Source organism: Sulfitobacter sp. 1A10359 (genome assembly GCF_043558145.1).
Taxonomy (GTDB): domain Bacteria; phylum Pseudomonadota; class Alphaproteobacteria; order Rhodobacterales; family Rhodobacteraceae; genus Sulfitobacter; species Sulfitobacter faviae.
On sequence record NZ_JBIFGB010000003.1, the window covers coordinates 69,825 to 96,055 of the forward strand.

Genomic DNA, 26,231 nt, shown 5'->3' on the forward strand with positions numbered 1-26,231 from the left:
CGCAGTTTGGTTCAATGAGTGATAAGAATGACCTGGCCGAAGACCGCACCGACTGGGCCGAGGATCGCACGATCCTTGCCAATGAACGCACCTTTGCGGGCTGGATGCGCACCGGCATGGCCGCCGTCGCCGTGGCCATCGGTCTGCGCGCCGTTTTCGGTGAGTTCGAGCCGACGTGGGTGGCGAAAGCCGTGGCTTCGGTGTTCATCTTTGCCGCGCTCTACGTCTATTGGGCCGCGCAGGCCTCGGCGGCGAAAACCCAAAAGCGGCTGAGCGACCATCACGCCCATGCCCAGCCCAACAGCCGCATGAAAGTCTTGGCGATCCTGCTCGCCTTCGCCTCTGCCGGGGTCGGGGCGATCCTTTGGATGCTCTGAGCCTTCCGCAAGCACGGTAGACGCCACGGCGCGGAGCGCATAGTTTACGGCCTTGACCGAATCCGATCTGGGGCACCATGACAGATACATCCGCCTACCGCGTTCTGGCCCGCAAATACCGGCCCGAAACCTTTGCCGATCTCGTCGGCCAAGACGCCATGGTGCGCACGCTGAAAAACGCTTTTGCCGCCGACCGGATCGCGCAGGCCTTTGTGATGACGGGCATCCGCGGCACCGGCAAGACGACGACGGCGCGGATCATCGCCAAGGGGATGAACTGCATCGGACCTGACGGCAACGGTGGGCCGACGACCGACCCCTGCGGCGTTTGCGAACATTGCACCGCCATCATGGAAGGCCGCCATGTCGACGTGATGGAGATGGACGCGGCATCGAACACCGGCGTCGCCAACATCCGCGAGATCATCGATTCGGTGCATTATCGCGCCGCCTCGGCCCGGTACAAAGTCTATATCATCGACGAAGTACACATGCTCTCGACCGGGGCGTTCAACGCGCTTCTCAAGACGCTGGAAGAGCCGCCGGAGCACGTCAAATTCATCTTTGCCACCACCGAGATCCGCAAGGTGCCGGTGACGGTTCTGTCGCGCTGCCAGCGGTTCGACCTGCGCCGGATCGAGCCCGAGGTGATGATCGCGCTCCTGCGCAAGATCGCCACCGCCGAGAGTGCCGAGATCACCGATGACGCGCTGGCGCTGATCACCCGCGCCGCCGAAGGCTCGGCCCGCGACGCCACCTCGCTGCTGGACCAAGCGATCAGCCACGGCGCGGGCGAGACCGGGGCCGAACAGGTGCGCGCCATGCTGGGGCTGGCGGACCGTGGCCGAGTGCTGGACCTCTTTGACATGGTGCTGCGCGGCGATGCAGGTGCCGCGCTGACCGAGCTTTCGGCGCAATATGCCGATGGGGCCGACCCGATGGCGGTGCTGCGCGATCTGGCCGAGATCACCCATTGGGTCTCGGTCGTGAAGATCACGCCCGATGCCGCCGAAGACCCCACCATCGCCCCTGAAGAACGTGCCCGCGGCCAACAGATGGCTGAGACCCTGCCGATGCGGGTGCTGACGCGGCTCTGGCAGATGCTGCTGAAGGCGCTGGACGAGGTCGCAGCCGCGCCCAACGCCATGATGGCCGCCGAAATGGCCGTGATCCGCCTCACCCATGTGGCCGATCTGCCCTCGCCCGAGGAACTGGTGCGCAAGCTGCAAAACAGCAGTCCGCCCCCGGCCCCCGGCCCCGTTGGCGGTGGCGGCAACGGCGGGGGCAATGGCGCCGCGCAGGGCAGCACCGGCGCGCAGGCCGTGCAACAGGCGCAGCAGCGGATGGCCTCCAACCCCGGCCCGCAGGGGCAGACCACGGCACTGGTGCAAGACCTCAACGCTGCGCTGGCCCGCTTTCCGACATTCGAACATGTCGTCGAGTTGATCCGCGTGAACCGCGACGTGAAGCTGCTGGTCGAGGTGGAAACCTGCGTGCAACTTGCCGCCTACCAGCCGGGCCGCATCGAGTTTGTCCCCACCGACGACGCGCCGCGCGATCTGGCGCAGCGGCTGGGGCAGAAACTGCAACTCTGGACCGGTAACCGCTGGGCCGTCTCACTGGTGAACGAAGGCGGGGCCGAGACCATCGCGCAGGTCCGCGATGCGCGTGAACTGGCGCTGAAGAAACAGGCCGAGGACCACCCTATGATGCAGGCGGTGCTGGCACAATTCCCCAAGGCCCGGATCACCGCGATCCGCACCCCCGAAGACATCGCCGCCGCCGCCACGGCAGAGGCGCTGCCCGAAGTCGAAGACGAATGGGATCCGTTCGAGGACGGTTGATCCCCCGGCCCCCGCGCCACATATAAACGACAACGCAACAAGGAGACCCAGATGCTCAAGGGATTAGGCGGCCTCGGCGATATGGCCGGGATGATGAAAAAAGCGCAGGAAATGCAGGGCAAGATGGCCGAACTGCAAGAGGAGATGCACAACATCACCGTCGAAGGTGAATCCGGTGCGGGCCTCGTCAAAGCGACCTGTAGCGCCAAGGGTGAGTTGAAGGGCCTCGATATCGACCCGTCGATCTTCAACAAGGACGAGAAGGAAGTGGTCGAAGACCTGATCCTCGCCGCCATCAAGGATGCGCAGAGCAAAGCCTCGGAACGCGCGCAGGCCGAGATGAGCAAGCTGACCGAAGGCATGGGCCTTCCCGCGGGCATGAAACTGCCCTTCTGATCCCGGTGGGGCGGGCCGGTCCCGCCCCTCTTTCAACGCCCATAGGTGCCATTCTTGAGCTCTACCCGCGATATTGACGCCCTGATCGAGCTGATGGCGAAACTGCCCGGCCTTGGCCCCCGCTCGGCCCGGCGGGCAGTGCTGCACCTGATCCGCAAACGCGCGCTTTTGCTGACGCCCCTGTCCGACTTGATGCAGACCGTCGCCGCCACGGCACGCGAATGTCTGAACTGCGGCAACGTCGGCACCGCCGACATCTGCGACATATGCACCTCCGAAAAACGCGCGAACGGAGAGCTTTGCGTGGTCGAAGACGTGGCCGACCTCTGGGCGATGGAACGCTCCGGCGTGTTCAAAGGGCGCTATCATGTGCTGGGCGGCACGCTCTCGGCGCTCGACGCCATTGGCCCGCAGGAATTGCGCATCCCGCGCCTTGTGGACCGGATTGATACCGAAGGGGTGACCGAGGTGATCCTCGCGCTCAACGCCACGATCGACGGGCAGACAACGGCACATTACATCGCGGATCAATTGGAAGACCGCGTGCGGCTGACGTCGCTCGCCCAAGGTGTGCCGATCGGCGGGGAGTTGGACTACCTCGACGACGGGACGATCACCGCTGCGATGCAGGCGCGCAAGTCGCTTTAACCCCCAGAATCAAAGCGGGCCGCCCGCTCCTCCCAAAGCAGACGGCCCTTTTCCGGGGCGACGCAGATCGTGCTGTCAGAGCACGATCACATCAAGCGGCGGAAATCCGTTGAACCCAACCGAACTGTACGAGCTTGTGTAGGCTCCGCAAGCACGAATCATCACTTTATCGCCATCGCGCAGGGCCAAAGGCAGGTGGATCGGGCGCTTTTCGTAAAGAATATCCGCCGAATCGCAGGAGGGGCCGGCCAAAACGCAGGGTCCGGTCTCTTCGCCGTCATGCGGTGTGACGATCTGATAGCGAATCGCTTCGCCCTCAGTCTCGGCCAGGCCCGAGAAACGACCGATATCCAGATAGACCCAGCGGTGCAAATCATCCGCAGACTTGCGGCTGACCAGCATAACCTCGGCGGCGATATGCCCGGCTTCGGCCACCAGACCACGGCCCGGCTCTGCCATGACCTGCGGCACGTCGCCAAAGCGGGCTTTGACGGCGCGCATCACAGCGGCAGCATAAGCGCGGGGGCCCTCGATATCCTCACCATAGAAGGCCGGGAAACCGCCGCCGAGGTTCAGCAGTTGCAGGTCATGGCCATCGGCACGCGCGGCGTGCCACAGCGGCGCGACTTGATCCAACACCGGGTTCCAAAACTCCGCCTTGCGGGTCTGCGAGCCGACGTGGAACGACAGGCCAAAGGGCACGAGGCCCACGGCAACCGCGTGGTTCAGCATCGCGGGCAGCGCCGAACCGGCACAGCCGAATTTCCGGCTGAGCGGCCAGTCGGCCATGGAGTTTTCGACGATCAGCCGCAGATAGACCCGCGCGCCGGGCGCATGGGCGGCGATCTTATCGAGCTCCGCTTCGCTGTCGGCTGCGAACAGGGTCACCCCCGCCGAATGGGCGAAGGCGATGTCCGAAGCGCGTTTGATGGTGTTGCCGAAAGAGATGTTTTCGGGCTTCGCCCCTTGGCTCAGGCACAGTTCGATCTCGGCCCGCGAAGCCGCGTCGAAGCCGGAGCCTTTCTTGACCAGCAGACGGATGATCTCGGGGGCCGGGTTCGCCTTGACCGCGTAGTGGATATGCACCGCGCCCAAGCCCTTGTGCAGCGCGTCATATTGCGCGGCCACACGGTCACGGCTGATCACCAGCGTTGGCTTGTCAAAGCTGTTGACGGCGATATAGGCCGCAGCCGGGTCGGCGTGAAAGGACGGTGCGGCGCGCAGGGCGCCGGGGACTGTAGCATTCATGGTCATCTCCAAAGAGCAGGTGGGGCTGGTTCCCCGCGTGTCGTTTCAAGAGACGTTACCGTCGCTACATAAACGCGGGTCAGTCAGAGTGGGAACTGACCGGCCAGAGGCGCGTGCGTTGGCGTCTGTAACGCGCCACATACGCCGTTTTGGGATTCGTACAAGGGGTAAAATTACCCCCACGGCAATTTGTTAGTTTTCCTCGTCTTCCCAATCGCTGCCGATGGGGTCGCGGTCTCTTTTCCGTTCTTCTTTGATCATATTCTTGGCCTCCCGCTCTTCTTCGGGGTCGGTTTCTTCGGGGTCGCTCTCGGCGGCTTCGGTCTCGGCCATGGCGAGGACGAACCACATCGGGAAGTGGTCCGACCCGATCTTGTCCAAGCGGTCCATCTCTAGCAGACGAAACTGCGGATCGTGGAAGAGATGATCCAAGGGCCAGCGCATCCAAGGCATTGTCGCGCTGAATGTGTTGTACATGCCGCGCCCCACCCGCGGGTCCAAAAGACCCGAAAGCCGCTGAAAGCGTCGGGTCGTGGTGGACCAAGCCACATCGTTGAGATCGCCCGAGACAACGGCAGGCAGCGGATCCTTCTCGGCCTCGATGCCGACCAAAGCGATCTCACTGTCGCGCCCCTTTGTGTCATGTTCGATCACGGGCGGTTCGGGGTGGACGACGTAGAGGCGGAAATCCTCCCCCACCGGCAGGTGTACACGGGCGCGGATGGAGGGCACCTCTTCGGTGACCAACTCGCGCACCTCGACCTCCGACAGCGGGAGTTTCGACATGAGGCAAAGCCCATACCCATTGTCGAGCGGCACGTCGACGCGATGCTCGTAGTTCTTGCCCAGACCGTCATCCAGCGCGTCGATCCACGCCTGATCCACCTCGATCGCCATGAAGATATCTGGCACCCGCGCCTCGGCCAGTGCGATCAGCTTGCCATAGTCGCGGTTGGACATTTTGACATTGGCGGCCAGCAGGCTGAAATGGCGGTCCGTCGCGCGGCGCAACTCGGGCGAGGCCGCCAAGGATTGTTTGCGCCACAGCGGGGTGAACTTGGTGATGTAAAGCGCGTGAAGCGCGGCGACCCCCAACATCAACGCGATCCCGGCCATGCCCGAGGGTGTCGTCACCCCCTGCGACAGGGCGAACCCGATTGCCAGCAACAGTGCCAAGCCGAGGAATTGTTCCCGAGGAAAGGCCAGCCCGCGGATCGCCCCGAAGGGCAGTTTGCTCAGCGGCAGCAGGCTGCCCAGTATCAGCAGCCCCGCCAGTCCCCAGATCACCAAGTCCAATGCCGTTTCCAAATCCATCCCCCGGCGCGCCGCGCCTTTTGTACAAAGCAAAACAGGGCGCCGGAATACCCGACGCCCTGTCATTCTAACACATCTTTACGGCGAAAGTTCCTTTCGCCACACCGCCCCTAGGGGGCTTAGCCCTTGGCCTTGTCTTCGTCCTCGTCGTCTTCATCGGTGCTGTCGGGCAGCGAGAAGAAGCTGTCGGCGTCAGAGTAATCGCCCTTGGTGTGGCTCTCTTCTTCCTCGTCATCCGTGCTGTTGCCGGAAAGGGTGAAGGTTTCCAGCCCTTCGATGGCCGTGGGGATTTTCGGCTCGCTCTCCATGCCGAGGCTCTGCTCGGTCGAGACGAGTTTGCGGCGCTCATCGTCGTTCATCACCTCGCCCGCGGCGGCCTTTTTCGCGGCAGCCTTTTGCACGGCGGCGTCAAGCTCGGACTGTTTGCACAGGCCCAGCGCGACCGGGTCGATCGGTTGGATGTTGGCGATGTTCCAGTGTGTGCGCTCGCGAATCGCTTGGATCGTCGGCTTGGTGGTGCCCACCAGCTTGCTGACCTGACCATCGCTAAGCTCGGGGTGGAACTTGACCAGCCACAGGATCGACGCCGGACGGTCCTGACGTTTGCTGAGCGGGGTATAGCGCGGGCCGCGGCGTTTCTCTTCGCCCTCGGCGGCAGCGTTGAACTTGAGCTTCAGCTTGTGCAGCGGGTTGTCCTGCGCCGCGTCGATCTCTTCCTGCGTTAGCTGGTTGTTGGCAACCGGATCAAAACCCTTCACCCCCTGCGCCACGTCGCCATCGGCGATGCCCTGCACTTCGAGTTCATGCATGCCGACGAAATCGGCGATCTGCTTGAAGCTGATGGTGGTGTTGTCCACGAGCCAGACGGCGGTGGCTTTGGCCATAATCGGTTTTGCCATGTCACTCTCCTAAAAACGCAATTTTCCCGTCGCCTGAAAGGCTGTCCTGCTTGGCAGAACGGGCTCCATTGTCGGGGAAGTTGGCGGCTGTATACTGGCTCAAACGTCATAAGGGAAGACCCAATGCGGCCACTGCGCGCCTGTCTGCTGATCCTCGGGCTGATCGCCCCCACCGCCACGCTGGCCGAAGGGGAGCGTTCGGGCGAGTTCGACTACTACGTCATGTCCCTGTCATGGTCGCCCAATTGGTGCGAATTGACCGGCGACGCGCGGCAATCTCCGCAATGCGACGCCGCGAAAGACCACGGTTGGACCCTACATGGCCTCTGGCCACAGTTCACACGGGGATACCCGTCCTATTGCCAAAGTGGCCGTCGCCCGCCCAGCCGCGCCCAGACCGGGGCGATGGCCGATATCATGGGCACCGGTGGCTTGGCATGGCACCAGTGGAAGAAACACGGGTCTTGCAGCGGGTTGGACCCGGCGGATTATTTTGCCCTCTCACAGGAGGCCTACGCCCGCATCAAGCGCCCCGAGGTGTTTCGCAAGCTCGACCGCACCGTGTCCCTCCCCGCCGCGGTAGTGGAAGAGGCCTTCCTAAAAGCGAACCCGGACCTGACCGCGCGGGGGATCACCATCACCTGCAAGCAAGGGCACATCCAAGAGGCGCGCATCTGCCTGTCTCGCGACCTTGAGTTCATCCCCTGCGGACCGGACGTTCGGCGGGACTGCACGCTTGATAACGCGCTGTTCACCCCTCTGCGCTAGACCCAACCGGGCCGATAGTATGGCGAAAGCGGGAGAGGCGTAATTTCCTCCCCCGCATTCAATGCCTTTCGGCTCTCTCTCCAACACGGGTGGTCAGCGTCCCGGCCACCCGTGCCTTCAGTAAACGAATTACTGGTTAACAATTCGTTACTGTCTCAAGTTTTACTGATCTTCTCCGCCTTGCAGTTCACCGCCCACCTTCAGGACGATCTTGCCGATATGACCGCTGGCTTCCATCCGGCGGTGCGCGTCATTCGCCTCGGACAGGTCATAGGTGCTGTCCATCACCGGCGCGACGCGGCCCTGCTCCAACAGGGGCCAGACATTCTGCAAAAGCTCCTCTGCAATCCGGGCCTTGGCCAGATCGCTCTGCGGGCGCAGGGTCGATCCGGTCATGGTCAGGCGGCGGGTCATCAGCGTGACGAAGTTCACCTCCTGCTTGGCCCCTTGCAGGAAGGCGATTTGCACCAGCCTGCCGTCCTCGGCCAAAGCCTTGAGGTTGCGGTTGATATAGCTGCCGCCCACCATGTCGAGGATCACATCTGCGCCGCCCTCGGCCTGCACGACATCGACGAAATCCGTGTCCCGGTAGTTGATCGCCACCTCGGCCCCCAGCTTCATACAGGCCGCGCATTTGCTATCGGTGCCCGCGGTCACGAAGACCCGCGCGCCCAAGATACGCGCCAGTTGGATCGCCGTGGTGCCAATGCCGGAAGAGCCGCCGTGAATCAGCACTTTCTCCCCGGCCTTCAGCCCACCGCGCATGAAAAGGTTCGACCAGACGGTGAAGAAGGTCTCAGGCAGGCAAGCGGCCTCTTTCAGCCCCATGCCTTCGGGAATGGGCAAGCAATGCGCCGCGGGGGTGGCGACATATTCGGCATAGCCGCCGCCGGGCAGCAGGGCGCAGACCAGATCGCCCGGGGCCAGCGTTGTCACCCCCGGCCCGACTTCGACCACCTCGCCCGAGGCCTCCAACCCCGGCAGATCGCTGGCGGTGGCGGGCGGCGCGTAGCGGCCCGCGCGTTGCAGCGCATCGGGGCGGTTCACCCCGGCATAGGCGACCTTGATGATGACCTGACCGTGTTTCGGCTGAGGCCGCGGGCGGGTGGTGCCTTGCAGAACGTCCGGACCGCCGGGTTCGGTGATTTCGATTGCACGCATGGTCTCTGTCATGTCTGAAGTATCCTCGGGTCTGGTTTCGCCGCAGCCTAACGGGCGGCCCCGCGGCGTGCACCCGGAATTTGAGACCCGACGGAAGAGGGAGAGGCGGATGCGCGGGCAAGACAGGTTCAAATGGCATGAGGCCGCACGGCTTTATGCAGGGGAACAGGAACTGCCCCGCGCACCCGAAGGCCAGCACGACAGCTTCCGCGCCCTGCCCGCCACTCCGGCCTTTGATGCGCTGGCCGCCCTAACCACAGCGATTACCCAGCAGGCCCCCTTTTGCCTCAGCGACCGGCCCCTGCCCGATGACATCTCCTGCCCGCCTGCTGCCTTTCTCACCCTGACCGGCGGCGCGTCGGGGCGGCCCAAGGCGGTCCGCCGCAGCCAAGCCTCTTGGATCGCCAGTTTTGAGGTCAATGCCGACCGTTTCGCCCTTACCCGCCGCGACAGCGTCGCCGTGTTGGGGCAGCTCAGCCATTCGCTATCGCTCTATGCCGTGCTGGAAGCGCTGCATCTTGGCCTCGATGCGCATGTGCTGGCGGATCACGTTCCCCGGCGACAGGCAGAGCGGATCGCCGAAGCCGGGGCGACGATCCTCTACGCCACGCCGACGCAGCTGCGCCTGCTTGCCCGCGCTGCCGCCGCCCCGCTGCCATCGCTGCGCTTGGTCCTTTGCGGCGGCGGCGCGCTCGATCCGGCGACCCGGGCGGCGGTGGGGCGGCTCTGCCCCCAAGCGGCAGTGCATGTTTTCTACGGCGCGGCAGAGACAAGTTTTATCACGCTGGCCGATGCCGATACGCCCGAAGGCGCGGTGGGCCGCCCCTACCCCGGTGTCGAGCTGCGTCTGATGAATGCTGAGGGTGAACCCACAACTGATGTTGGTGAGATCTGGGTGCGCAGCCCCTACCTCTTCGATGGCTACGCCCTGGGCCCCAGCGAAGAGACCCGCTGGCAGGAGGGCTTCGTGACCGTGGGTGAGATGGGGGCGCTGGATGCCAAGGGCAACCTCTGGATCAAGGGGCGGCGGCAGCGCATGGTGCAGATCGCCGACCAGATGATTTTCCCCGAAACGGTGGAGGCCGTGATCAGCGCCGAAACCGGCCTGCCCTGCGCGGTTCTGCCCCGAGACGATGCGCTGCGAGGGCAGCATCTGGTCGCGGTGGTCGAAGCCCCGGCAGGAGAGCCGCCCGCCGAAGAGATCATTGCCCATTGCCGCGCGACGCTTGGGCCCCTCACCTCGCCCCGGCGCGTCTATTTCCGCGCCGACCTGCCACTGTTACCTTCGGGCAAGCCCGACCTGCGCGCCCTCTCGGACTGGGTAGAGGGCCAAACATGACCCGCGCCTATATCGTCTCTGCCTGCCGCAGCCCCGTCGCCCCGCGCGGCGGCGCGCTGGCGCATCTGTCTTTACCCGACCTTGCCGCGCCTGTGCTTTCCGCCGCCCTCAGCCGTGCGGGGCTTACGCCTGCGCAGGTCGACGAGGTGATCTGCAGCACCGCCCTTGGCCCCGGCGGCAATCCGGCGCGCAGCATCGCCTTGGCGGCAGGACTATCAGAACATGTCGCGGGGCTGAGCATTGACCGGCAATGCGCGGGGGGCTTGGATGCGCTGGCGCTGGCGCGGCAGATGGTCCTCAGCGGCGCGGCGGATATCGTCGTGGCGGGCGGGGCCGAGAGCTACTCTCGCCAGCCGCTGCGCTACCGCACCTTCGCCGATGGCCGCCCGGCTGAGGCCTATACCCAAGCGCCCTTCACCCCATGGCCCGAACGCGACCCGGACATGGCGGAGGCCGCCGCGGCGCTTGGTCGGTCCCAAGGCATTTCCCGCGCAGCACAGGATGACTGGGCCGTGGAAAGCCATGCGAAGGCCTGCGCACAGCCCCCAACCGAAGCGGAACTGGTGCCGCTCGCAGGCGTCTCAACCGATGCCTTCACCCGCCGGCTCACCCCCGCGCTTTGCAGCCGGGCCAAGGTGCTTTCCGGCGACATCACCGCCGCCAATGCCGCCGTCGCCGCCGATGCCGCGGCCTTTTGCGTCGTCGTGTCAGAGCGGGTGGCAGCAGACCTCGCCCTGCCGACAGTCGAACTCATCGCAGCGGCGACGAAGGGCAGCCGCCCCGAAGAGCCGGGGCTGGCCCCATTGGTGGCCATCGGAGAAGTCTTTCGTCAAAGCGGATTGGAAGCCAACGACCTGCACCGCGCCGAGATCATGGAGGCCTATGCCGTGCAGGCCATCGCCTGCGTCACCGGCGCGGGGATCGCGCCGCGGATCGTCAACAGAGGTGGCGGCGCTTTGGCGCGCGGGCATCCGATTGGCGCATCAGGCGCGATCAATGCGGTGCGGCTGTGGCATGAGTTGGTGGCGCGGGGATCAGGCATCGGCTTGGCGGGGATTGCCGCCGCCGGGGGGATCGGCTCTGCCGCGCTGATGCGGCTGTAGCGGCCCGCCCCTTGAGGAGCGGGCCAATCGTTTAGCTGCGCGACAGCAGGCTTGCCGGGCGCGCTTTGGCCAGACCGGAGGTGATGAACCCCGCCAGCACGGCTTTGATCAGGTCACCGGGGATGAAGGCTTGGACCAGCAAGGTCGCCTCGACCAGCGTTTTGTTCAGCGTCATCATCATGCCGAAGATGCCGAAGGCATAGACCACGAGGATGCCGCCCAAGACCGCCGACACCCCAGCCGCGAGACCCACCGGGGCACTGCGCCACTGGTCCATGATAAAGCCGGTCACGAAAGCCCCGATCGGGAAGCCGACGAGGAAACCCACGGTCGGCGAGGCAAAGACGCCCAGACCGCCACGGCCCCCGGCCAGAAGCGGCAGGCCCAGCGCCACCAGCGCCACGAACAAAAGCGCCGCAAGGCCACCGCGCCATGCGCCCAGCACCGTGCCACACAGCATGACACCCAGCGACTGCGCCGTGATCGGCACGCCGAAGCCAAGCGTGAATTTCGGAATCAGGCCCAGCGCCGCGATCAACGCGGCAAAAAGGGCGATCATGGTCAGATTGCGTTCCATTGGAAGGATCCTTGGGTTGAATTTTCCATTGCCTAGGCCACCCCCCTGCCCCGGTCAAGCATTACAGACCGCCCCGCGCGCGCAGCGCCTCGGCCACATGTTCGGCGTCATCGATGGCCAGAACAGTGAAGGGCATCACCACGCGCCAGCCCGCCCGCCTGCGCGACCGCGCCCGCCACGCCAGCGACAGCATCTGCCCCTTGACCGCCAGTACGGGGGTAAAGCGCACCACCAGCGCCACGGCCAACTCAAGGCTGCGCGTGCGCAGCCCGAAACGGCGCAGCGGGGCGGCGAGCCAATGCACCACCCCCATCATATCGCTGAGCTTCGTGGTCATGGTGACGAGGTTCGCAAGCCCCACAGCGGTGACCATCCGCAGCGCGATCACAAGCCCCGCCTCCGCATCGTCGGTCAAGACATGCCACAGCAGGATCAGCCCGACGAAAGGCCAAAGCATCCACAGACGCCCCAACCCAGCCCGCAGGAATGCTCGCCCCGGCAGGGCATAGAGCAGCAGCACCCCGGCACCGAAGAGAATTTGCCAAACCGGCTCCTCCACCCCGAAGAGCAGCAGCGTGGCCAGGCAGAGCGCCCCCAGCTTGGCCCCGGCGGGCCAGCCATGGGCGCGGGTCTCAACCGGCGAGGTCAGAGAGATCATCGCTCGCCCCCAATTCCTTCATCCGCGTCTCAAAGGCGCGCAGCACCGGGCGGGCGCTGCCTTGCTGGACGACCTCGCCGCGCTCCAGCCAGAGAACGTGATCGTATGCCGCCACCGCCGCCGGATCGTGGGTGATATGGACCAGCGTCAGATCCAGCCCCGCCAAAACCCGTTCAAGGTGCAACCGCGTGGGGATGTCGAGCCCGGCAAAGGGTTCGTCCAACACCACCACCCGGGGCTGCATCGCCAAGACTGCCATCAGGCAAACCAACTGCCGCTGTCCTTGGGAGAGTTGGTGAATCGATGCCTGCGCCCAATGGCGCTTGTCGAATTGACCAAGGATCGCCGCCACGCCCCGCGCAGCCTCGGCCTTGGATTGGCCCATCTGCCGCAGGCCAAAGGCGATTTCCTCTTCCACGGTGGGAAAGATGATCTGATGGTCCGGGTTCTGAAACAGGATGCCCACCGCCCCGATCGCGCGGCGGCGGTCACGGGCCACATCGACCCCGGCAATCCGCACCTGCCCCTCATCGGCGGCCACCAGCCCCGACAGAACCCGCGCGAAAGAGGTCTTGCCCGAGCCATTGCGGCCCACGATGCCGATCCGCGCGACATCGGAGCTCAGGCTCACATCCCGCAGCACCGGCGTGCCCCCGGGGGTGTAGCTGATGCTGTCAATATCGATGAGCGGAAGGGTCGCGTTGGTCATCGGGCGCCTGTGGTAAAACCGGGTGCCCCGCCCTACCACCTGCCGCGCGGGCGGGGAAGCCCGCAGCGCGCCTCAGCTTGGCGGCGTCCAACGGCCCGGCAGATCGGGGTCACCTTGCCCGCGCGGGGCCTTGATATGGCTCAACAGCCAGTTCGGCCCGGCCATCAGACGGCTCAGCGTCGGGCTTTCGCGCACATGGGATTTGAGCTTTTCGATCTGCATCACATCGTCGATGCGCCGGTCGAGGAACGACCATGTCGCCTGATGCCCCTCACTGGCATCCCCCAGCCAATAGAGCAGCGTGGCCGAATAGACCCCCGACAGCGTGGCCCGTTTGCTATACCAATTCACATCCTCCGAGGTATCGCCAAGCGCGGTCCAAATCTTATCGCTGGTCTCCCAGATCAGCCCGGCCCCTTCGGGGGCGTGATGCGGCAGGGCGAAAAGCGTGCTGCCCCGGCGGATCGCCTCACGATCCCCGGCTTCGAGCCGCAGGCGCACGGCCTTGGCGATACGGTCCCTGAAGCGCAGCGCCGACAGATCGGCCTGCGCCAAGCCATCGACCATCTTGGCATCGCCGCGCCGGTGATAGGCCACCGCCAGATCGACCGCACCGCGCGGGCAGACCGCACGGGCCAGCGCCGGGTCCAGACCGCTGTCCTTGATCGCGGCGTTGAAGGTCGCGGGCGACCAGCCGTCAAACGGCACATGCATCAATGCGGCATCCAGCAATTGGTCCTTTGGGTCGGCCTTGGGCGGTGTCATGGCGGGCTCCTATCGGGGCGTGATGGGGTGGACAAACGTGATATAGGCTGTTATAGGCCCACTTCCTGCAATTCCTTGCAACTTTATCCTAGAAAGGTGGTGACAACCACATGCAGGTTAGTGTTCGCGACAACAACGTCGATCAGGCCCTCCGGGCTCTGAAGAAAAAGCTCCAGCGCGAAGGCGTTTTCCGTGAAATGAAGCTCAAGCAACATTTCGAGAAACCGTCCGAGAAAAAAGCGCGCGAGAAAGCTGAAGCGATCCGTCGTGCCCGTAAGCTGGCACGCAAAAAAGCGCAACGCGAAGGTATGATGTAAATCATCCCCGCGACACGCGACAGATATAGAACCCCCGGTGCCCATGGCAGCGGGGGTTTTGTTTTGCGGGGGAGCGCAACCGAGCCGGGCAGCGCCAGACCGCGGGAAGGCGCTCGAAATCCCTTCAATTAGGCAGTTTATGGTAGCTGCGCTTGAGAAATACTTCAGGACGGCACGACCTCAGCAAAAGCGCCAGCCCGTCCGAGCGGTCTGGCGCTGCCCGGCGGCCTCACGGCCTTGATTCCGGGCTTTCCAACTACACCGGCAGCGCCGTGGTCTTGCACACCGTCCTGAGCGCAAAACTCGACTGCATCTGCGCCACGCCGGGCAGCCGCGCCAAATGCTGCCGGTGAATACGGGCGAAATCTTCGGTATTCTCGGCCACGATCTTCAACAGGTAATCCGCCGTGCCAGCCATCAGGTGACACTCCAGGACATCGGGAATGCGCGAGACCGACTTCTCGAAAGCCTCCAACACCTCTTCGGCCTGCGCCTGCAAAGTGATCTCAACAAAGACCGTCGTCGGCATATCCAGCTTGCGCGGGTCCAAGAGGGCGACATAATCGCGGATATACCCTTCCTTCTCCAACCGCTGTACACGGCGATGACAGGCCGAGGGCGACAGATGCACCACCTCTGACAGTTCGGCATTGGACATCCGCCCATTGCGCTGCAAAGCCCGCAGAACACGCCGATCAATCTCATCCAAGGCCATATGCGCAATACTTTCGCGTGAGGAAGCAACCCAGCGCGATTATATTCGAAGGATGCGCCCTTTGGCGACCCCAATTTGGCAGCGATATGCACGGCGGATATGATAATCCTGTCCCACTACGGAGGAGGAGGAACCCCCATGAAAATCGGATGCCCGACAGAAATTAAACCGCAGGAATTCCGCGTCGGCCTGACGCCCAATGCCGCACAAGAAGCCATCGCCCATGGGCATGAGGTTATCGTGCAGGCGGGGGCCGGGGTCGGCGCGGGTTTCGAAGACGCTGACTACACCGCCGCAGGCGCCACCATCATCGACACGGCCGAGGAGATCTTTGCCACAGCCGACATGATCGTCAAGGTCAAGGAGCCGCAGGCGGGCGAACGCAAGATGCTGCGCGAAGGGCAATTGCTCTTTACCTATCTGCACCTCGCGCCCGACCCGGATCAAACCCACGACCTGCTGGCCTCGGGCTGTACGGCGATTGCCTATGAAACCGTGACCGACCGCAATGGCGGCCTGCCCCTTCTGGCCCCAATGTCCGAGGTCGCGGGCCGTTTGGCCCCGCAGGTCGGAGCATGGACGCTGCAAAAGGCCAATGGCGGGCGCGGCGTGTTGATGGGCGGCGTGCCCGGTGTCGGCCCGGCTAAGGTTATGGTCATCGGCGGCGGCGTCGTCGGCACCCATGCGGCCCGCATCGCCGCGGGCATGGGCGCGGATGTGACCGTGCTCGACCGCTCCCTGCCCCGGATGCGCTATCTCGATGACATCTATGGCGGCACCTTCAAAACCGCCTATGCCAGCGCGGGCAACACCATCGAACTGGCGCGTGAGGCCGATATGATCATCGGCGCGGTGCTGATCCCCGGGGCCGCGGCCCCCAAACTGATCAGCCGCGCGCAACTGTCCGAACTCAAACCCGGCGCGGCGCTGGTCGACGTGGCCATCGACCAAGGCGGCTGCTTCGAGACTTCCAAGGCGACGACGCACCAAGACCCGGTTTATGAGGTCGACGGCATCATGCACTACTGTGTGGCCAATATGCCCGGCGCGGTGGCGCGCACCTCGACCATCGCGCTTGGCAACGCCACCATGCCCTTCATGCTGGCGCTGGCCGACAAGGGCTGGAAACAGGCCTGCGCGGATGACCCGCACCTCAAGGCCGGGCTGAACGTCCACGCGGGCAAGCTGACCTATGCCGCCGTGGGCGAAGCGCTTGGGATCGACAGCATCACCGCGGATCAGGCCATCGCGGGCTGAACGTCAGCGGCCAAACAAAAGGCCCGCCAGATTGGCGGGCCTTTCCATTTCGAAAGCAGCGCTCAGCGCGTCTTCAAAGCGTCCCGAATTTCCAACAATACATCGAGCTGCGATGGGCCGGTCTTGACCTCTGGTGCCACCTCATCCGGCTTTTCTGCAGCCGCCTTCACCCGGTTCACCATCTTCACCAGGATGAAGACCACGAAGGCGATGATGAAAAAGTTGATCACGGCCATCAGGAACGAGCCATAGGCGAAGACCGACGCCCCCGCCTCCCGCGCCTGCTCTAGCGAAGCGGTCGCAGGCACATCGCCCGACAGCACGGCATAGTTGTTGGTGAAATCCACCCCGCCGGTGAAAAGCCCGACGATCGGATTGATCAGATCGGCCACCAGTGACGACACGATCGCCGTGAAGGCCGCGCCGATGATGATACCAACGGCCATGTCCATGACATTGCCCTTGGCGATGAAATCCTTGAATTCTTGAATCACAGTTCTGTCCCTATTCTAAGGCGCGCCGATAACCCCGCCATCACGGTCGATAGTGCGGACTGGCACATAGAACGGTCAATAAAGTTTTACGGTAAATCGCGCGTTTTACGGCCCGCGCCCGTTCAATCCCGAAAACAGACCCGCAAAAGCGCGCCCTCGGGGCTGAAATCGGTCGTCAGACGCCCGTTCAACTGCTCGGCTGCCGTGGCCATTAACATCCGCCCCAGCCCCGTGCTATCGGCCCCCGAGACGGCACCGGCATGGCCGCAGCCATTGTCACGGCATTCCAAAAGCCAGCCCTCGGCCCCCTCCTGCCGCCGTAGGGAAATTTTGATCTCCCCTGCCCGGTCCCCGGCGAAGGCGTGTTTGATCGAATTGGCCACGAATTCGCTCACGATCATGCCGAGGGCTGAGGCCTGCACGGCCTGCAACTCGCCCGGCTCAGCCGCACAAAAGATAGTAACGTGGTCCGGCGCGCTGGCGGCAAGAAGCTTGTTCAGTTGTTCGAGATAGGAGGTGGTTTGCACCTTGCTTCGGCCACCCTGCCCCATCAACTCGCTGTGCAGCGATGCCACCGCGCCGAAACGACGCTCGACAAGGGCAAGCACATCCTTGGCGTCGGGGTCTTGCACCTTGCGCGTCGCCATGCGCAGCAATGAGGCGATGGTCTGGAACGAGTTCTTCACCCGGTGGTCCATCTCGGCGCGCAGCGCCGCTTCGATGCGGATTTTCTTGCGCAGTTCCAACTGCATCATCACATGGCGCGAGAGGGTTTGCAGCGCTTGGCGTTGAAAATCATTCAGGGTCCGCGGCTTGGTATCCAGCACGCAAAGCGTGCCAATCGGCTGGCCGTTCGGCGCGACAAGATTGGCACCGGCATAGAATTTCACCCGAGGGTCGCCAACATAGAGCGGATTGTCCGAGGTGCGCGGATCCGCCCCCATATCCGCAATCTCGGTATAGCCCTCGTCGAGAATGGCATGAGAGCAAACCGATTGATCAAGGGCCGTCTCATGCGGCTCGAACCCGACGCGCGCCTTGAACCATTGGCGCTTTTCATCCACCAGACTGATCAGAGAGACGGGCGTTTCGCAGATTTTGGACGCGAGCTCGACAATATCGTCGAAATCCGCTTCGGCTTCGGTATCAAGAACATCATAGGAATAGAGCGTCTCTAGACGCTCGTCCTGCTCTGCGGGCGTGTCGGCTAAAATGGACCTTCTCCTTCCAAAGTTAACCCGCCGCGCGACTATGGCACGACAGCGGGGGTCGGATATGGCCTGCCTTTCGGGGGGCAGATCACGGCTGATGAACCTCCAGCTAGTGAAGGTTTAGTCCGCAAAGCAGCGGCGTCCAGCACGCTGCCGAATCGATTCGCGCTTAAACCCTTGATAGATGTTAAATTTTAACGCGGCTAGCCCCGCTGCCGCGTTACCCCGGCAGCGTACCGGTCAAGACATAGCGCAGAATCTCAACCACCTGCGCAGGCTCGGAGGCCACGGCGAGCGCCGCCGCGTCGACCTCTTTCAGCGCATGGGCGTGGTCGGGGCCGTGCAGGATGATCAGCGATTTGCCAAGTGCTGCGGCATAGCCCGCATCGAAGGCCGCGTTCCACTGCTTGTACTGGTCACCGAAACGCACCACGACGACATCCGCCTCGGCAATCGCCTTGCGGGTGCGGATCGCGTTGATCTGTGCGCCCTTACGGTCATGCCAGAACTTGTCGTCCTCCGCGCCGAGGATCGCCACGCCGCAATCGTCGCTGGCGGCGTGGTCGGTGACGGGTGCGGTAAAGGTCACGTCGAGACCCTTGGCCCCTTCGGTGATCTGTTCGCGCCAGTCGGTGTGAATTTCACCGGAGAGATAGACTTTCATCGCTTCCGTCCTTCCTTGGTTCAGCCGCGCAGCACGCCGCCGGTGGCCTTGGTCACCTTTTCGACCACCTTAGCAGCCACGGCTTCAATGTCTGCATCCTTCAGCGTCTTGTCGCTGGGCTGGAGCCGCACGGTGATGGCGAGGGATTTCTTGCCTTCGCCAAGGCTGCCGCCGATGAACTCGTCGAAAACGCGGACATCTTCGATCAGGGTCTTGTCGGCACCCTTGGCGGCATTGACCAACGCCAGCGCCTCGACATCGGCATCGACGACAAAAGCGAAGTCACGCTCGACCGCTTGCAGGTCGCTGATCTGCAACGCCGGGCGCGTGGCGCCGGATTTGCGCGGCAGCGGCACCTCGGCGGGATAGAGGGTGAAGGCCATCGCCGGGCCTTTCACGTCCATCGCCGCCAGAACGCGCGGATGCACCTCGCCGAAGACGCCGAGCACCTTCTTGGGGCCGAGGCAGATCTTGCCGTGGCGGCCCGGGTGCCACCACTCATCAGCCCCGCGCAGGATCTGCACCTTGGCGGGCGCGCCGATGGCGGCCAGCACTGCTTCGGCATCGGCCTTCACGTCATAGACATCCACCGCGCGCGCCGCGCCATGCACGTCCCGCGGGCCGGTGCGACCCACCAGAAGACCGGAAACCATGACCTGTTCCTCGCCCGGCTCCCCGCCGGAGAAAGCGGGGCCAACCTCGAAAAGCGCCATGTCGGCAAAGCCGCGCGCCTGATTGCGGGCGGCAGCTTGCAGCAGGCCGGGCAGCAGGTCGGGGCGCATGTGGCTCATGTCCGAGGAGATCGGGTTCTCCAGCCGCGTCGCATCGGTGCCACCGCCGAATAGCGCCGCCGAGGTTTGGTCGATGAAGCTGTAGCTCACGCATTCGTTGTAGCCGAGCGCCGCCGCCGTGCGCCGTGCCGTCACCACGCGGCGCTGCATGGGCGAAAGCACCGGGCGCGGCACGCCCGTGGTCAGGCGCGGCAGGGGCTTGCCTTCGAGCTGCGTCAGCGAGGCGATACGCGCGACTTCTTCGACCAGATCGGCCTCGCCCTGCACGTCCGGGCGCCAGCTTGGCACCTGTGCCATGTCGCCGTCGAGCTGGAAGCCGAGCGCGGTCAGCGTCTCACGCTGGTCACTCTCAGGGATCGTCATGCCGACGAGCGACTGCACCCGCGCGGTATCGAGCTTGTAGGCGCGCGACGTGTCCGGCACCTGCCCCGCGACCACAACCTCGGAAGCCTCGCCGCCCGCGTGATCAAGGATCATATGCGTAGCAAGCTCCAGCCCCTCGGGCGTGAAGGCCGGGTCGACGCCGCGCTCGAACCGGTAGCGCGCGTCCGAGTTGATCTTCAGCGCGCGGCCCGTATAGGCGATCTGCACCGGGTCCCAATAGGCGCTCTCGACAAAGACGTTCACCGTCTCCTCGGTCACACCGGTCGCCTCGCCGCCCATGATGCCCGCGATGCTTTCCACACCGCTATCGTCGGAGATGGCCATCTGGCCCTCCTGCAGGGTGTAGGTCTTCTCGTCGAGCGCGGCGATCTCCTCGCCGCCCTTGGCGCGGTGCACGCGCAGATTGCCTTTGACCTTGTCGGCGTCGAAGACATGCAGCGGACGGTTGCGGTCGAAGGTGAAGAAGTTGGTCACGTCCACGAGGAACGAGATCGGGCGCAGCCCGATTGCGCGGAGCCGGTCCTGCAGCCACTGCGGGCTGGGGCCGTTCTTCACGCCTTTAATCAAGCGGCCATAGAACACAGGGCAGCCGTCCAGCGTGTCGTCATCAATGCTGACGCTGATCGGCGAGGCAAAGCTGCCCGCCACGGCATCGGAATCGCGCGGCTTGAGCTTGCCCAGACCCCGCGCGGCGAGGTCGCGCGCGATGCCGCGCACGCCGAGCGCATCGGGGCGGTTCGGGGTGATGGCGATCTCGATCACCGGGTCGACCTTCGCCGGGTCATTCTCGGCCAGCCAGTCGATGAAACGGTCACCGGGCTTGCCCGAGGGCAGCTCAATGATGCCGTCATGCTCTTCGCTTAGCTCCGTCTCGCGCTCAGAGGCCATCATGCCGAAGCTCTCCACGCCGCGGATCTTGCCGACGCCGATGGTCGTGTCGATGCCCGGCACATAGACGCCCGGCTTGGCCACAACGACGGTAATCCCCGCCCGCGCGTTCGGCGCGCCGCAGATGATCTGCATGACGCCCTCGTCGGTTTCCACCTGACAGACGTTCAGCCGGTCGGCATCGGGGTGTTTTTCCGCCGATTGCACATAGCCGAGGGTAAAGTCAGCAAGCTTCGCCGCCGGGTTCTCGACGCCTTCGACTTCGAGGCCGAGGTCGGTCAGGGCATAGGTGATCTCATCAATCGACGCCGTGGTGTCGAGATGGTCCTTGAGCCAGGAGAGGGTGAATTTCATGCTATGCGTCCTCGCTTTCGAAGCTGACCTCTATCGTCAACAATGGCCGTTTTTCTTTTGATTCCGCTGAAAATGAAAAAATCACCAAAGCAATCACGGCAAAAACGGCGAGGGCAATAGAAAAAATCTTTGCCTGAAACCCGTACTCTTTAGCCACCAAGTCCAACATCAAGCGGTGTTGCATTTTCTGCGCCATATACCATTCTGGTCGAGGTTCTCTCTTGCGGTTTTCCTTCTCGAGTTTGAGGTAGTGTGACTGCCCTAGGTGCCCAACTCCGTCGAGACCCGCAAACAGGGGACCAACTAAGAAACCAATGATTGCGGCAAAGGCGAATGACAACCATGGATCGTAGTCTCTTACGTCTCCCGCAATTGACCACATCCCTCCTAATAAGAGGAATACGACCCCCATGGCTACAGCATTTTTAGCTTCAATCTTTTTCAGCACACCTAACAAGATTTTATGCGAACCCGGGCTAAGAATTGGCCTTGAAGACCGTATGGGCAGCCGACCGTGCATGAAATTATCGCCATGATCAGTCGGGTTCATGTTTTGCATCAGTGCATAATCATCAAGCCGATCCTTAAGTGCGCGAAATCCGTCTTTTTTGGCCTTGTTCTTTCCATAAATTATTCGGCCCTGTACAATTGCAGCTGAACATCCGGCACCTGCCAAGACGGTCAAACCCAACTGAACTGCTGGAGGCCAACCCAAGAAAATTTCGCAGATACTCACCGCGACAACCCACCATGCAAATTCGGCTGATCCAAGCTCGCAAACCCATAATGCCGCAGCCAGCGCAGGTCTGAATCAAAAAACGCCCGCAGATCCGGAATCCCGTATTTCAACATCGCGATCCGGTCGATCCCCATGCCGAAGGCAAAGCCCTGCCACTCATTCGGGTCGATCCCGCCCGCGGCGAGCACCTTGGGGTGCACCATGCCGGAGCCCAGCACCTCCATCCAGCCGTCGCCCTCGCCAATGCGCAACTGGCCGTCGACCCAGGAACACTGGATGTCGACCTCAGCCGAAGGCTCGGTGAAGGGGAAGTGCGAGGCGCGGAAGCGGGTCTTGATGCCGTCGATCTCAAAGAAGGCCGAGAAGAACTCTTCCAGCACCCATTTCAGGTTCGCCATCGACAGATCCTTGTCGATCGCCAGCCCTTCGACCTGATGGAACATCGGCGTGTGGGTCTGGTCGTAGTCCGCACGATACACACCGCCGGGGCAGATGATGCGCAGGGGCGCGCCTTCGGCCTCCATCGTGCGGATCTGCACCGGGGAAGTATGGGTGCGCAGCACATGGGGGGCGCGTTCGTCCCCCTCAGCCCGGTGCATATAGAAGGTGTCCATCTCGGCCCGCGCGGGGTGGTGGCCGGGGATGTTCAGCGCATCGAAGTTGTACCAATCGGTGTCGATGCGCGGGCCTTCGGCGACGGAAAAGCCCATCTCGGCAAAGATCGCGGTCAGTTCTTCGGTCACTTGGCTGACCGGATGGATGCTGCCCTGACGCTGGTGCCGCGTGGGCAGGGTCACGTCGAGCCATTCGCTGCGCAGGCGCTCGTCCAGCGCGGCATCGGCAAGGCCGGCCTTCTTGGCGGCGAGGGCCGAGTTGATCTCATCCTTCAGCGCGTTCAACGCGGGGCCCGCGACCTGACGCTCCTCGGGGGTCATCTTGCCCAGCTCGCGCATTTTCAGCGCGACTTCGCCCTTTTTGCCCACGGCGGCCAGCCGGATGTCTTCCAGCGCGGATTCGTCGCCAGCATCGGCGATTTGGCTCAGGTACTTTTGCTTCAGATCGTCCATGACAGGCCCTTGGAATAATACCCCGTCCTGCTAGCCCTCTCGCCCCTCGAATGCAAGCCGTAGGGGTTGTGGCGCCATGGGGGAACCACCACCTCCGCAAAGCGTTAGGCCGCATCCCCTCGGCGCGCCCTGTCCCCAGCGGCGCGCCCAACCTCCCCCGAAAGGAGAGACCTATGAAAATCCTGATGGTTCTGACATCGCATGACGAATTGGGCGACACCGGCAACAAGACCGGTTTCTGGCTCGAAGAATTCGCCGCGCCCTACTACGTTTTCAAAGACGCGGGCGCGGATGTGACCCTCGCCTCGCCCAAAGGCGGGCAGCCGCCGCTTGACCCCAACAGCGACAGCGAAGACGCGCAGACCGACGCCACCCGCCGCTTCAAGGACGACGATGCCGCGCAACAAGCGCTCGCCTCGACCAAAGTGCTGGGCGATGTGGATGCGGACGGTTTCGATGCGATCTTCTACCCCGGCGGCCACGGCCCACTGTGGGATCTCGCGAATGACGCCGACAGCAAACGCCTGATCGAAACCTTCTGGGCCACGGGCCGCCCCGTTGGCGCTGTCTGCCACGCGCCCGCCGTGTTCAAGGACACCCAAGCCGACGGCAAGCCGCTGGTTTCCGGCAAGCGCGTCACCGGTTTTACCAATACCGAGGAAGAGGGCGTTGGCCTGACCGATGTGGTGCCTTTCTTGGTCGAAGACATGCTGAAGGAAAACGGCGGCGACTACAGCAAGGGCGACGATTGGGCGTCCTATGTGCTGGTCGACGGCAAGCTGGTCACTGGCCAGAACCCCGCCTCTTCCGAGGAAGCGGCGAAAGAGATGCTGGCGCTCTTGAAGTGACGGCAGGTGGGGGCGCAAGTCCGCGCCCCCTCTCCCCCATGGGAGGAACCGCCGCTGGTCGCGCCGTGTTTTGCCAGTGAAAGGAGCCTCCGACATGGCAGATTATGACCGCAGCACCGGCGCCCCATGGAGCGCCGAAGACATCGAACAGCTTCGCATTCTTGCGGCAGAGGGCACGGCGACCAGCGTGATCGCGGTGCAACTGAACCGCAGCGAAGAGGCGATTGCACATCGCGCGGCACAGGATGGGATCAATCTATCCGCCGCCAGCCACAATCCCTATGACCCCGACACCCTAAACCGATAGCAGGGCGCGGCCATTTTTCTTGTGCTTCGCGACCAACCGCTTTTGCACGGGGCCCGCGGGGATCTGATGCGCGGGGGCACCGAAGCCGTCACCCTCAACCAAAGCGGGGAAGAGCGTCGCGAACTCCTCGCGCTGCGCCTGACCGAGGGTTTTCACGGTGTCGGCATTCAGCAAAAAGCTCTCGCTCGGCGCGCCCTCGGCATAAACGATCTGGTGTTTTTCAAAGACCAAGTGGAAATACTCCACCTGTGAGATGCCCTCATCCACATGCACCCCCGGCAGTTCGGTCAACCGGATCGCGGCGACGAGCACAGCCATCGCGCCGCAGATCCGCTTGACGATGCCTGAACGCGCGACCATGCGATGCTGTCTTGAGACCATGAGGTCACGCTTCGGCAGCCCCGCGCCCAAGGCCCCGGCACTGATCCGAATGGGGTAGAGCTTGGGGTTCTTCGCCAATTCCCCCGCCCCGACCCTGCGGCGCAGCGCGGCGACGAGTTCCTGATAGCCGTGGCCTTGGGTCAGCACGCGCACGCCGGGGGCCAAAGCCTCGACCGGGAGATCGCCCGCCTCGGTGGTGATCAGCGTGCCGCGCGCGAAACAGGCCACACCGGTCGAGACCAGATCGCCCTCTTCGCGCATCGTGTCGATGTCGGATTTCCACGCCAGATTCCCCAATAACCCGCCCTCGGGCAGGTCTGAGAAATCGACGGTCATGGTCGTGAAAAGATCGCCCGCAGCCGGGCTGCCCGCCAGATTGACGATGCCGGAGTAGGTCACCTCTATATCGCCAGCCAAATCCCGCGAACCGGACTCCACGCGGAAGGGAAACCCCTCAAGCGAAGTAGGGGTCGAGCCACCATTGGGGTCGTCATCCGCCGTGGTGGTGGTGTCGAAAACGGAACTGGCGGACTGAAGGTCAATCTCCATCGTGGCGAGCGGCTTGGTCGTCTCAAGATGGTGCCAGTCATAGCCGAAGGACATCTGCGTATCCTCGCCCACCGCCGCGCCATTCGTATAGGGATCCGTTGCGTGCCACGTCAGCGTCTCGACCGAGCCATCGGCATAGGTCAGCGTGATCCGCGCGCCCTCAAGATCAACGCCGCGTGAACTGGTATCATCGCGAATACCATAGACCGTCTCATGGGGGTCTTCGTCCAACCTATTGATTACAATTCCGGGCATAAACCTCCCCACCTTTTACAAATAACATGCCGACAAACAGCGCCAATTGCTGCGGCACCGGTGCAGATAGGCTGCACAGTGACCTGTCGTTGGGGCAGATTGTCCATGGGGGGTGAGGAGCAGGCAAGGCCGTGGCAAGGGATTATCGGGGCAAGATTATGGCAGGCCCCGCACGACGGCCCGAAACGCAGTTGCCCCAAACGCAAAAAGCCCCGCCATCCGGCAGGGCTTTCGCAAATTCAAAGCAATCTCGGCTTAGGCCGCCAGCGCGTCCTGCGCTTGCTTGACGATCGCACCGAAGGCTTCGGGCTCGTGCACGGCCAGATCGGCCAGAACCTTGCGGTCCACTTCGATGCCAGCCAGCGTCAGACCGTTGATGAAGCGGCTGTATGTCAGCGCCTCGTCGTGGCTGCGCACGGCGGCGTTGATCCGCTGGATCCACAGGGCGCGGAAGTTGCGCTTGCGATTCTTGCGGTCACGCGTTGCATATTGGTTGGCCTTGTCGACCGCCTGCGTGGCGACCTTGAAGACATTCTTGCGCCGACCATAGTAGCCCTTTGCGGCTTTGATGATCTTCTTGTGACGCGCGTGGGTGACTGTACCACCTTTAACTCGGGACATCTCGGCTCTCCTTAATCAGCGGGCGTAGGGCATGAAGCCCTTGACGATCTTTGCATCGGCTTCCGACAGGGTTGTCGTGCCGCGTGCGTTACGGATGAACTTGTTGGTCCGCTTGATCATGCCGTGCTGTTTGCCGGCTTGGCTGGCGATGACCTTGCCGGTCGCCGAGACCTTGAAGCGCTTCTTGGCGCTCGATTTCGTCTTCATCTTGGGCATTTCCGTCTCCGTCTTTTGAGTTCGGTATAAACACGACTCGGCATGCCACTTGAGGCCGGTCGTGCAGGCTAAGATGCGCCGTATAGGCGCGCTCGGTCGGGGATGCAAGAGGTTTCGCACGGCCCCTCAGGGCAAGAAGTCCGCCGCGACCGAGACGAAGACCTCCGGCAGGTTCTCAAAGGAATAGCGCCGCGGATTTTCGCGCAGCGCAAAGACGATCAACCCGCCCGCGATCAAGATCGTGATGGCCGAGGCGCGCGGCGACCGACGGTCGGTCACCGCAGACAGGATCGAGGGGATCGACAGCACCGCCAGAACGATGCCCACCACCATTGCCAAGTCAGAGTCCACGCAACATCCCCCTATC

General features: G+C 63.4%; 30 protein-coding genes. 11 read left to right on the top strand and 19 right to left on the bottom strand.

The genetic code is table 11. The annotated features are described in order from the left end of the window. Window positions 1–14 precede the first annotated feature (14 nt). The 4 genes from ACGYK2_RS08710 (at window position 15) to recR (ending at window position 3,265) form a co-directional block, all read left to right on the top strand. Window positions 15–377: a YidH family protein gene (locus ACGYK2_RS08710; protein ID WP_271688365.1), complete on the top strand. Its 363-nt coding sequence runs from the start codon at window positions 15–17 to the stop codon at window positions 375–377. 77 nt (window positions 378–454) lie between these two features. After that, entirely contained in the window at window positions 455–2,221 is a 1,767-nt protein-coding gene (locus ACGYK2_RS08715) for a DNA polymerase III subunit gamma/tau (RefSeq protein ID WP_394374285.1), read from the top strand. Window positions 2,222–2,272: 51 nt separating this feature from the next. After that, window positions 2,273–2,617, top strand: coding sequence for a YbaB/EbfC family nucleoid-associated protein (locus tag ACGYK2_RS08720; RefSeq protein WP_007118099.1), 345 nt, complete (start codon window positions 2,273–2,275; stop codon window positions 2,615–2,617). 54 nt (window positions 2,618–2,671) lie between these two features. Further along, window positions 2,672–3,265: a recombination mediator RecR gene (gene recR / locus ACGYK2_RS08725; protein WP_067268574.1), complete on the top strand. Its 594-nt coding sequence runs from the start codon at window positions 2,672–2,674 to the stop codon at window positions 3,263–3,265. Window positions 3,266–3,340: 75 nt separating this feature from the next. Here the strand turns inward: recR and ACGYK2_RS08730 are convergent, their stop codons facing one another. From ACGYK2_RS08730 to ACGYK2_RS08740, 3 genes are all read right to left on the bottom strand, one after another. Beyond that, on the bottom strand, window positions 3,341–4,519 hold the full coding sequence (locus ACGYK2_RS08730) for a type III PLP-dependent enzyme (RefSeq protein ID WP_271688367.1): 1,179 nt from the start codon (window positions 4,517–4,519) through the stop codon (window positions 3,341–3,343). A 186-nt stretch (window positions 4,520–4,705) separates the two neighbouring features. Beyond that, entirely contained in the window at window positions 4,706–5,827 is a 1,122-nt protein-coding gene (locus ACGYK2_RS08735; protein ID WP_271688368.1) for an endonuclease/exonuclease/phosphatase family protein, read from the bottom strand. Window positions 5,828–5,946: 119 nt separating this feature from the next. Then, complete coding sequence (locus tag ACGYK2_RS08740; RefSeq protein ID WP_067268570.1) at window positions 5,947–6,726, bottom strand: DUF1013 domain-containing protein; 780 nt, start codon at window positions 6,724–6,726, stop codon at window positions 5,947–5,949. Between the two features lie 123 nt (window positions 6,727–6,849). Between ACGYK2_RS08740 and ACGYK2_RS08745 the strand changes: the two genes are divergently transcribed. Further along, on the top strand, window positions 6,850–7,494 hold the full coding sequence (locus ACGYK2_RS08745) for a ribonuclease T2 (RefSeq protein WP_271688369.1): 645 nt from the start codon (window positions 6,850–6,852) through the stop codon (window positions 7,492–7,494). Between the two features lie 162 nt (window positions 7,495–7,656). Here ACGYK2_RS08745 and ACGYK2_RS08750 read toward each other — a convergent pair whose 3' ends face one another. After that, on the bottom strand, window positions 7,657–8,667 hold the full coding sequence (locus ACGYK2_RS08750; RefSeq protein ID WP_271688370.1) for an NAD(P)H-quinone oxidoreductase: 1,011 nt from the start codon (window positions 8,665–8,667) through the stop codon (window positions 7,657–7,659). A 97-nt stretch (window positions 8,668–8,764) separates the two neighbouring features. Here ACGYK2_RS08750 and ACGYK2_RS08755 point away from each other — a divergent pair, with 97 nt between their 5' ends. Beyond that, window positions 8,765–9,994 carry a class I adenylate-forming enzyme family protein gene (locus ACGYK2_RS08755; RefSeq protein WP_271688371.1) on the top strand — a complete coding sequence of 410 codons (1,230 nt, stop codon included), beginning with the start codon at window positions 8,765–8,767 and terminating at the stop codon, window positions 9,992–9,994. After that, a complete protein-coding gene (locus ACGYK2_RS08760; RefSeq protein WP_271688372.1) occupies window positions 9,991–11,097 on the top strand; it encodes a thiolase family protein in 1,107 nt (368 codons plus the stop codon). Before ACGYK2_RS08755 ends, ACGYK2_RS08760 begins: the two co-directional genes overlap by 4 nt. A gap of 31 nt (window positions 11,098–11,128) precedes the next feature. Here the strand turns inward: ACGYK2_RS08760 and ACGYK2_RS08765 are convergent, their stop codons facing one another. The 4 genes from ACGYK2_RS08765 to ACGYK2_RS08780 all read right to left on the bottom strand — a co-directional run bounded on the left by ACGYK2_RS08765 (window position 11,129) and on the right by ACGYK2_RS08780 (window position 13,806). Next, window positions 11,129–11,674 (bottom strand): biotin transporter BioY, encoded by a 546-nt coding sequence (locus ACGYK2_RS08765; protein WP_209216564.1) that lies wholly within the window; start codon window positions 11,672–11,674, stop codon window positions 11,129–11,131. 61 nt (window positions 11,675–11,735) lie between these two features. Further along, window positions 11,736–12,332 carry an energy-coupling factor transporter transmembrane component T gene (locus tag ACGYK2_RS08770; RefSeq protein WP_271688374.1) on the bottom strand — a complete coding sequence of 199 codons (597 nt, stop codon included), beginning with the start codon at window positions 12,330–12,332 and terminating at the stop codon, window positions 11,736–11,738. Continuing rightward, window positions 12,307–13,041 (bottom strand): energy-coupling factor ABC transporter ATP-binding protein, encoded by a 735-nt coding sequence (locus ACGYK2_RS08775; protein ID WP_271688375.1) that lies wholly within the window; start codon window positions 13,039–13,041, stop codon window positions 12,307–12,309. The genes ACGYK2_RS08770 and ACGYK2_RS08775 overlap by 26 nt, the downstream gene beginning before the upstream one ends. Before the next feature lie 72 nt (window positions 13,042–13,113). Then, window positions 13,114–13,806 carry a COQ9 family protein gene (locus tag ACGYK2_RS08780; RefSeq protein WP_271688376.1) on the bottom strand — a complete coding sequence of 231 codons (693 nt, stop codon included), beginning with the start codon at window positions 13,804–13,806 and terminating at the stop codon, window positions 13,114–13,116. A gap of 110 nt (window positions 13,807–13,916) precedes the next feature. Here ACGYK2_RS08780 and rpsU point away from each other — a divergent pair, with 110 nt between their 5' ends. After that, complete coding sequence (gene rpsU / locus ACGYK2_RS08785) at window positions 13,917–14,123, top strand: 30S ribosomal protein S21 (protein ID WP_007118112.1); 207 nt, start codon at window positions 13,917–13,919, stop codon at window positions 14,121–14,123. Between the two features lie 256 nt (window positions 14,124–14,379). Here the strand turns inward: rpsU and ACGYK2_RS08790 are convergent, their stop codons facing one another. After that, window positions 14,380–14,838, bottom strand: a complete 459-nt coding sequence (locus ACGYK2_RS08790) for an Lrp/AsnC family transcriptional regulator (RefSeq protein ID WP_120351940.1) — start codon at window positions 14,836–14,838, stop codon at window positions 14,380–14,382. A gap of 138 nt (window positions 14,839–14,976) precedes the next feature. On the opposite strand from ACGYK2_RS08790, the gene ald reads away from it, so the two are divergent. Continuing rightward, window positions 14,977–16,095: an alanine dehydrogenase gene (gene ald, locus ACGYK2_RS08795; RefSeq protein WP_271688377.1), complete on the top strand. Its 1,119-nt coding sequence runs from the start codon at window positions 14,977–14,979 to the stop codon at window positions 16,093–16,095. Between the two features lie 62 nt (window positions 16,096–16,157). Here ald and mscL read toward each other — a convergent pair whose 3' ends face one another. The 6 genes from mscL to pheS form a co-directional block, all read right to left on the bottom strand. Next, window positions 16,158–16,589 (bottom strand): large conductance mechanosensitive channel protein MscL, encoded by a 432-nt coding sequence (gene mscL, locus ACGYK2_RS08800; protein WP_271688378.1) that lies wholly within the window; start codon window positions 16,587–16,589, stop codon window positions 16,158–16,160. Window positions 16,590–16,711: 122 nt separating this feature from the next. Beyond that, window positions 16,712–17,899 carry a histidine kinase dimerization/phosphoacceptor domain -containing protein gene (locus tag ACGYK2_RS08805; protein ID WP_346348275.1) on the bottom strand — a complete coding sequence of 396 codons (1,188 nt, stop codon included), beginning with the start codon at window positions 17,897–17,899 and terminating at the stop codon, window positions 16,712–16,714. A 121-nt stretch (window positions 17,900–18,020) separates the two neighbouring features. Then, on the bottom strand, window positions 18,021–18,464 hold the full coding sequence (locus tag ACGYK2_RS08810; protein WP_209216571.1) for a YtoQ family protein: 444 nt from the start codon (window positions 18,462–18,464) through the stop codon (window positions 18,021–18,023). Between the two features lie 20 nt (window positions 18,465–18,484). After that, a complete protein-coding gene (gene pheT, locus ACGYK2_RS08815) occupies window positions 18,485–20,881 on the bottom strand; it encodes a phenylalanine--tRNA ligase subunit beta (protein WP_271688379.1) in 2,397 nt (798 codons plus the stop codon). A 1-nt stretch (window position 20,882) separates the two neighbouring features. Next, window positions 20,883–21,572, bottom strand: a complete 690-nt coding sequence (locus tag ACGYK2_RS08820) for a hypothetical protein (protein ID WP_271688380.1) — start codon at window positions 21,570–21,572, stop codon at window positions 20,883–20,885. Window positions 21,573–21,613: 41 nt separating this feature from the next. Continuing rightward, on the bottom strand, window positions 21,614–22,687 hold the full coding sequence (gene pheS, locus ACGYK2_RS08825; RefSeq protein WP_271688381.1) for a phenylalanine--tRNA ligase subunit alpha: 1,074 nt from the start codon (window positions 22,685–22,687) through the stop codon (window positions 21,614–21,616). Between the two features lie 173 nt (window positions 22,688–22,860). Here pheS and ACGYK2_RS08830 point away from each other — a divergent pair, with 173 nt between their 5' ends. After that, the gene (locus ACGYK2_RS08830) at window positions 22,861–23,535 is read left to right on the top strand and encodes a type 1 glutamine amidotransferase domain-containing protein (RefSeq protein WP_271688382.1); all 675 of its coding nucleotides are present in this window, start codon (window positions 22,861–22,863) and stop codon (window positions 23,533–23,535) included. Window positions 23,536–23,629: 94 nt separating this feature from the next. After that, on the top strand, window positions 23,630–23,842 hold the full coding sequence (locus ACGYK2_RS08835; RefSeq protein ID WP_271688383.1) for a hypothetical protein: 213 nt from the start codon (window positions 23,630–23,632) through the stop codon (window positions 23,840–23,842). On the opposite strand, the gene ACGYK2_RS08840 is transcribed toward ACGYK2_RS08835, so the two are convergent. From ACGYK2_RS08840 to ACGYK2_RS08855, 4 genes are all read right to left on the bottom strand, one after another. Further along, window positions 23,831–25,027 (bottom strand): Hint domain-containing protein, encoded by a 1,197-nt coding sequence (locus ACGYK2_RS08840; RefSeq protein ID WP_271688384.1) that lies wholly within the window; start codon window positions 25,025–25,027, stop codon window positions 23,831–23,833. The two genes, ACGYK2_RS08835 and ACGYK2_RS08840, sit on opposite strands and share 12 nt — an antisense overlap. Window positions 25,028–25,282: 255 nt before the next feature. Further along, window positions 25,283–25,648, bottom strand: coding sequence for a 50S ribosomal protein L20 (rplT, locus tag ACGYK2_RS08845; protein WP_067264504.1), 366 nt, complete (start codon window positions 25,646–25,648; stop codon window positions 25,283–25,285). A 15-nt stretch (window positions 25,649–25,663) separates the two neighbouring features. Further along, window positions 25,664–25,864 carry a 50S ribosomal protein L35 gene (gene rpmI / locus ACGYK2_RS08850; RefSeq protein ID WP_067264506.1) on the bottom strand — a complete coding sequence of 67 codons (201 nt, stop codon included), beginning with the start codon at window positions 25,862–25,864 and terminating at the stop codon, window positions 25,664–25,666. Window positions 25,865–25,990: 126 nt separating this feature from the next. Continuing rightward, the gene (locus ACGYK2_RS08855) at window positions 25,991–26,215 is read right to left on the bottom strand and encodes a hypothetical protein (RefSeq protein ID WP_271688385.1); all 225 of its coding nucleotides are present in this window, start codon (window positions 26,213–26,215) and stop codon (window positions 25,991–25,993) included. Between the last annotated feature and the right edge of the window lie 16 nt (window positions 26,216–26,231).